Source organism: Mesorhizobium sp. M4A.F.Ca.ET.050.02.1.1 (assembly GCF_003997725.1).
In the GTDB taxonomy this organism is placed as follows: domain Bacteria; phylum Pseudomonadota; class Alphaproteobacteria; order Rhizobiales; family Rhizobiaceae; genus Mesorhizobium.
Map to the genome: position 1 here is coordinate 1 of NZ_RZSG01000423.1, position 5,243 is coordinate 5,243.

Here is a 5,243-nt window from a genome sequence, read left to right on the forward strand (position 1 = left end):
ACCTGCACCCCCTGCCGGCGACGGGCGAATGCGTCGATGCGCAGGGCGGGCGCTTCGAGGTCGTAGACCTCGACGGCCGCCGCATCGACAAGCTGATCGCAACGCGCCTGCCGGACAGTCACCGGCAGATCGCGCGCTGACATTAGGCGGCGCTAAGCCCCCTATGGCGCGAGACCTTCTCGCGGTTGCCGCAGGTGCGCATGCTGCACCAGCGGCGTTTGCCGCCGCGCGACGTATCGAGGAAAAGCCAGCCGCAGCGAGGACAGGAATGCAGCCTGTCCCGCGGCAAGCTGAAGAAGGCTTCGACCGACAGCAAAGCAAGGAACGCGGTGACGGCATCCGGGTCCCGCCACTGGCTTGGCTGCGGTCTGGTGTCGTGCAAGTCGACCGACCCGGTGGCTAGCGGGCTCGCCGCGCATGAGAACAGGACGCTGAGCGCCTCGGTCGCGGACGGTTTGCCCGCGGCGATCGGCTCAAAAATCTGAAAAGACGCTTCACGGACTTCGCGAACCCGTTCCACGAAGCGCCCATCTTCGATCTCGGAAACGGCCTGCGCCTGGTGATGGTCGGCAAGCCCTGAAGCCATGAACCAGTTGGCAACATCCTGGGTCGACTTGAACAGTTCATTGTCGGGCGCCGGCACGCGCCGGTCGAACACGGCGTTCGACAGGTCCAGGGCGGAATGCCCGCCTATGAAGTGCTCCGGCACCCATTCGGTGTGTGTCTGCGCCATGGAACATAACCCTATTAACCGCATTATGCAGTTACGATGTAACCGTAATCATACAGATATGTGGTTTCAAAGCCAGAGCGTCGCCAGCAGCACGGGGCCATGGGAGACAGACGATGCGAACCGATCCTTACAAGACACGGCACGAAACCATCCGTGCCGACGGCCTCGACATTTTCTATCGTCATGCCGGCGACCCGGACCGTCCGGCAATCCTGCTGCTGCACGGATATCCGACTTCCTCACATGTCTATCGCAACATCATCGAGCCACTGGCCGAGACAGCCTATGTGGTGGCACCGGATATGCCCGGTTTCGGCTTCTCGTCCGCCCCTTCCACCGACGCCTATGACTACACGTTCGAGAACCTCGCCAACACGATCGAGGCATTCATTGAGGCCCTTGGTCTCGAGCGGTTCTTTCTCTATATCACCGACTTCGGCGCGCCCGTCGGTTACCATCTCGCGACACGACGGCCGGATCGTATCCTCGGCCTGATCGTCCAGGACGGCAATGCCCATGAGGAGGGGCTGGGACCGGCTTGGGACGCACCCAAGGTGTTCTTCGCCGAACCGACGGACGACAACCGCGCCAAGCTGCCGGACTGGATGAATTTCGAGGGCACCCGCAACCAGTATATCGGCGGTCTTCCAGAACGTCTGAAGGTCTTGTTTCCGCCCGAGAGTTGGCATCTCGACACCGAGCGCCTGGAGAGGCCCGGAAACACTGACATTCAGTTCGAACTCTTCACAGATTATGGCTCACACATCGCGCGCTTCCCCGCCATCCAGGCCTACTTGCGCAACCACCGGCCAGCTTGCCTTGTGCTGTGGGGCCGCCATGATGCCTTCTTCGCGGTGGATGAGGTCATGGCCTACAATCGCGACCTCCACGCCATCGAAATCCATGTCTTTGAAAGCGGCCACATGCTGCTTGAGACGCACCATCGCCAATGCGCGGCGCACATCGCTCACTTCATGCACGAGGTGGAGACCGGGGTCTTTCGCGATTCCGAAAAGCGCTGACCGCGACGGTCAAACGGCTGCCTCGATCGGCTCGGCAAGTTTCGGGTTTGCCCGCGCGGCGATCAGGCAGCCGGCGACGATCAGGCATGCTCCCGCGAGCGTCGTCCAGGTGACCGCCTCGTCGAAGAAGAACCAGCCAAACGCGATCGCCCAGATGAAGGCCGAATATTCCGTTGGAATGAGATATTGCGCTTCGGCGCGGGCGTAGGACCAGCTCATCAGGAATTGGCCGGCAAGCGACAGCGCTGTCACTCCGGCCAAGGGAAGCCAAAGATTGGCTGGCAGGGCGACGGCGAGCCACGGCGCGGCGAGGCCGAGGATGATTGCAACGGCCAAGCTCTGGAAGAACATGATCTCGACTGGTTTGGCCACCAGCGCCTGTTGCCGGGCGAGGATCAGGTTGTAGCCGTAGAACACCGTCGATACGAGCACCGCCGCCGTGCCCAGCAGGGCGTCTTGCGAATAGCTTGCCTGCCCGAACTGGCGCGACACGATGATCGCCACGCCAACGATGCCGGCGATCGATGCCCAGATTGCCTCCCGCCGGACTCGCTCGCCCAGCAACAACGCGGCGAGGAAGAGAGCGATCAACGGCGCAACGAAGCTGAGCCCGACGGCCTCCGCGAGTGGCAGCCTGCCAAGCCCCCAGAAGAATGATATCAGGACGATGCCGACAACCATGGCCCGCAGGGCATGTAGCCTCAGCACCGCAATGGTTGGCAGCGAGCACGATCCCGCTGACCAAGCTGCGCCCGCGACTGCAGTCGCGAGCAAGCCGCGCCACAGCACCGTATTGTAGACGCCCACGGCGATAACCAGCGTCTTCATCGCCGCATCCATCCCGGAAAGCAGGAAGATGGCGAGCGCGCATACGAGCACCGGAATCATCGGGGAAACGACGCCTGTCAGGCTGGATGTCTTCACGGCTTCACTCATCTGGCTGCGGATATCTCAGGGCAATCGGCGGGACCAGATGGCAGCGCCGTCGATATGGCGGTCCAATCGGCGCGGTTGATGCGCCTCTCGCTATCGGCCCTCGCCTGCCTCACTATGATTGATCGGCCAAAAAGTTGGGAAGCGCCGCGAAGGCCTCTATATCGGTAGCCATGGATGCATCGAGCGACCACAAGCTGAACGAGGAACTTCTCTCCAGCATCCAGCGCCTGTCCTTCGATTACTTTCTCAAGGAGGCCAACCCGGCAAATGGCCTGATCGCCGACCGCAACACGCCGGCGTCGCCCGCCAGCATCGCCGCCGTCGGGCTCGCCTTGTCGGCCTATCCCGTCGGCGTCGAGCGTGGGTTCATGACCCGCGACGCTGCCGTTGAACGGACGATCGCCACGCTTCGCTTCTTCTGGAACGCGCCGCACGGGCCAGAACCCGACGCCACCGGCTACAAGGGCTTCTACTATCATTTCCTTGACATGAAGACAGGCCGCCGCGTCTGGAAGTGCGAGCTGTCCACGGTCGACACGGCACTTCTGCTTGCCGGCGTGCTGGCAGCCGGCGCCTATTTTGACGCCGACGACGAATCCGAACTGGAAATCCGCCGGCTTGCCGATGCGCTCTATCGCCGCGCCGACTGGCGCTGGGCGCAGGATGGCGGCGCTACCGTCAGCCATGGCTGGCGGCCCGAGAAGGGCTTCCTGCGCTACCGCTGGCAAGGCTATGACGAGGCGGTGATCCTCTATGTGCTGGGCCTCGCCTCGCCGACCCATCCGCTGCCGCCCGAGTCCTATGCGGCCTGGCTTTCCACTTACAAGTGGAAGAAGATCTATGGCCGGGAACTGGTCTATGCCGGGCCGCTCTTCGTCCACCAGTTCTCACATGTCTGGATCGATTTCCGCGGCATCCGCGATGCCTTCATGCACAGGCACGGCACCGACTATTTCGAGAACAGCCGCCAGGCGACCTACCTGCAGCGCGACTACGCCATCCGCAATCCGAAGGGCTTCGTCGGCTATGACGAGAATTGCTGGGGCGTCACCGCCAGTGATGGCCCGGGCCTGAAAAAGCTCCCTCTGACGATCGGCGGCCGACGCTTCTTCGGCTATCTGGCGCGCGGCGCGCCTTTCGGTCCGGATGACGGCACCTTGTCGCCCTGGGCGGCGATTACCTCATTGCCGTTTGCGCCCGAGATCGTGCTGCCGGTGCTCCGCCATTTCCGCGAGATCGACCTGCACGAGGGCAACCCTTACGGCTTCACCGCCAGCTTCAATCCGACAATCGCCGCTGCCGACGGCCGCGCCTGCGGCTGGGTATCGCCGGACCATGTCGGCATCAACCAGGGGCCGATCGCGCTGATGATCGAGAACTACCGGTCGGACTTCCTGTGGCGGCTCATGCGCCGCGTACCGGCCATCGCCACGGGCCTGCGACGAGCCGGATTTTCGGGTGGCTGGCTGTGACCAGCAGCGATGACCAGGCGGGTTCCAGAATCGACCACGACAATCACGCCACCAGCACGATCTTACCTGTCGAGCGGCGCTCCTTGATAAGGCGGTGAGCCGCACCGGCCTGGTCGAGTGGGAAGCGGCCACCGGACGTGACACCCAACAGGCCGCCGGCAGCCAAATCGAAAAGCTGGCGCAAGCCACGGCAAACTCCGATCGCTATGGCATCGGCCGTGCATTGCCACTATCTGCGCTGTCTCGACTACACACTCATTTGTCCGCTGCTCACCAGGAAGTGACCATGGCCGGCCCGATCAAGAGAACTGCCGATGCTGCCGGCGGAGCGTGCCTTGAAAGTAATCTCGAGCCGCTGGAAGACGGTCATCCTCTACCACCTGTTCGATGGTCCCCGGAGACTCTCGTCGCTGAAGGCACTGGTGCCTTCGATCACCCAGAAGGTGCTGATCCAGCAGTTGCGCGAAATGGAGGAGCACGGCCTTGTTCGCCGCGAGGGTCTTCGCCTAGATCCCGTCGCGCGTCGAATACTTCGCGACGCCCCTTGGGCTCAGCCCCGAGCCCATCCTTCTGGCGCTGTGCGAATGGGGGCAGCACCATGCCGACGAGCTCGACGAGCACGACCGGGTGGCGGACTGCGTCATGAGGCCGAGGCAGTCCGCGCAGGCGGCAAATTGAAAAGGGCGGCGCAAGCGCCGCCCCATATCCCTTGGGAGGATTGTCTCGGATTGACGGCTCAGGCCGCCTTGGCTTCCTCGGCGATCGCGTCGGCCGCGCGGGCCGCCTTGAGCACCTTGGCCCACCAGGCGACGTCGTTGACGAGCGCCGCGGCGGCCTGGTTCAGATGCTCGAGATCCTCGAGCTTCTTCTCGCCCTGGCGAACCGCCAGGAAATCGCCCCAGGCGATATGGACCGCCGACTTGACCGGCGCCATCTGCAGCTCGACGGCGTAGAGGCGGAGCTGTTCGACGGCGCGCGAGCCGCCGACGCTGCCATAGCCGACGAAACCGGCCGGCTTCTTGTTCCACTCGTTGGCGGCGTAGTCGATGGCGTTCTTCAGCACACCCGTCGGGCCGTGAT

7 protein-coding genes and 2 pseudogenes are annotated in these 5,243 nt (G+C 63.4%); 4 read left to right on the forward strand and 5 right to left on the reverse strand.

Annotated elements, in window-relative coordinates; all coding sequences use genetic code 11:
• Window positions 1-140, forward strand: a pseudogene (locus EOA33_RS23365) (transporter associated domain-containing protein); the annotation flags it as partial.
• A 2-nt stretch (window positions 141-142) separates the two neighbouring features.
• Here EOA33_RS23365 and EOA33_RS23370 read toward each other — a convergent pair.
• On the reverse strand, window positions 143-733 hold the full coding sequence (locus tag EOA33_RS23370; protein WP_126059386.1) for a CGNR zinc finger domain-containing protein: 591 nt from the start codon (window positions 731-733) through the stop codon (window positions 143-145).
• A 113-nt stretch (window positions 734-846) separates the two neighbouring features.
• Between EOA33_RS23370 and EOA33_RS23375 the strand changes: the two genes are divergently transcribed.
• Complete coding sequence (locus tag EOA33_RS23375) at window positions 847-1,755, forward strand: alpha/beta hydrolase (RefSeq protein ID WP_126058727.1); 909 nt, start codon at window positions 847-849, stop codon at window positions 1,753-1,755.
• Window positions 1,756-1,764: 9 nt separating this feature from the next.
• Here EOA33_RS23375 and EOA33_RS23380 read toward each other — a convergent pair whose 3' ends face one another.
• Window positions 1,765-2,691 (reverse strand): DMT family transporter, encoded by a 927-nt coding sequence (locus EOA33_RS23380; RefSeq protein WP_126058726.1) that lies wholly within the window; start codon window positions 2,689-2,691, stop codon window positions 1,765-1,767.
• Between the two features lie 170 nt (window positions 2,692-2,861).
• Here EOA33_RS23380 and EOA33_RS23385 point away from each other — a divergent pair, with 170 nt between their 5' ends.
• Window positions 2,862-4,163, forward strand: a complete 1,302-nt coding sequence (locus tag EOA33_RS23385) for a glucoamylase family protein (protein WP_126058725.1) — start codon at window positions 2,862-2,864, stop codon at window positions 4,161-4,163.
• A 43-nt stretch (window positions 4,164-4,206) separates the two neighbouring features.
• Here EOA33_RS23385 and EOA33_RS23390 read toward each other — a convergent pair whose 3' ends face one another.
• Both EOA33_RS23390 and EOA33_RS41525 read right to left on the reverse strand, forming a co-directional pair.
• The gene (locus tag EOA33_RS23390) at window positions 4,207-4,347 is read right to left on the reverse strand and encodes a zinc-binding dehydrogenase (protein ID WP_245455415.1); all 141 of its coding nucleotides are present in this window, start codon (window positions 4,345-4,347) and stop codon (window positions 4,207-4,209) included.
• Window positions 4,348-4,410: 63 nt separating this feature from the next.
• Entirely contained in the window at window positions 4,411-4,533 is a 123-nt protein-coding gene (locus EOA33_RS41525; RefSeq protein WP_348627278.1) for a hypothetical protein, read from the reverse strand.
• On the opposite strand from EOA33_RS41525, the pseudogene EOA33_RS23395 reads away from it, so the two are divergent.
• Window positions 4,478-4,841, forward strand: a pseudogene (locus tag EOA33_RS23395) (helix-turn-helix domain-containing protein). The gene EOA33_RS41525 and the pseudogene EOA33_RS23395 overlap by 56 nt on opposite strands.
• Window positions 4,842-4,899: 58 nt before the next feature.
• Here the strand turns inward: EOA33_RS23395 and EOA33_RS23400 are convergent.
• Window positions 4,900-5,243: NAD(P)H-dependent oxidoreductase (locus EOA33_RS23400; RefSeq protein WP_190234349.1), on the reverse strand; the 344-nt coding region annotated here is incomplete at its 5' end.

Excerpts from the sequence above, each read along its gene's own strand:
- EOA33_RS23370 (WP_126059386.1), bottom strand. The coding sequence starts at position 733 with ATGGCGCAGACACACACCGAATGGGTGCCGGAGCACTTCATAGGCGGG.
- EOA33_RS23375 (WP_126058727.1), top strand. The coding sequence starts at position 847 with ATGCGAACCGATCCTTACAAGACACGGCACGAAACCATCCGTGCCGAC.
- EOA33_RS23380 (WP_126058726.1), bottom strand. The coding sequence starts at position 2,691 with ATGAGTGAAGCCGTGAAGACATCCAGCCTGACAGGCGTCGTTTCCCCG.
- EOA33_RS23385 (WP_126058725.1), top strand. The coding sequence starts at position 2,862 with ATGGATGCATCGAGCGACCACAAGCTGAACGAGGAACTTCTCTCCAGC.
- EOA33_RS41525 (WP_348627278.1), bottom strand. The coding sequence starts at position 4,533 with ATGACCGTCTTCCAGCGGCTCGAGATTACTTTCAAGGCACGCTCCGCC.